This is a genomic window from Flagellimonas flava, assembly GCF_050617915.1.
GTDB classification, from domain to species: domain Bacteria; phylum Bacteroidota; class Bacteroidia; order Flavobacteriales; family Flavobacteriaceae; genus Flagellimonas; species Flagellimonas flava_A.
In genome coordinates this window covers 1-272 of record NZ_JBODQE010000060.1, presented here as the reverse complement: position 1 = coordinate 272, position 272 = coordinate 1, and the positions used below count along the sequence as shown (strand labels likewise).

At 34.2% G+C, this 272-nt stretch carries 1 pseudogene; it reads right to left on the bottom strand.

Annotated features, from left to right (window positions below):
• Positions 1-272: pseudogene (locus tag ACRHOZ_RS20975) on the bottom strand (reprolysin-like metallopeptidase); the annotation flags it as partial.

Below are 272 nucleotides of genomic sequence, written 5' to 3'. Positions count from 1 at the left end.
ATCAATTTGTTCCCAATTATAAGTTAAAGAGTTTAAACCATCTGCATCTGTAGCTTCACCTGTTAATCTAAAAGGTGTAGATTTTGGTATAATATAATCGTTACCAGCATCCGCTGTTGGTGTTGCATTATTCGTATCAGATAAAGTAGCACAATTACCAGAAGTTTGTATAATATTCTGCATTTGTGCAATACTTACTGCATGAAAATGATCATCACTATTTCCTGTTGCATTACCAGCCCCAAAAACATTTGGTGAACAAATACCTGCAT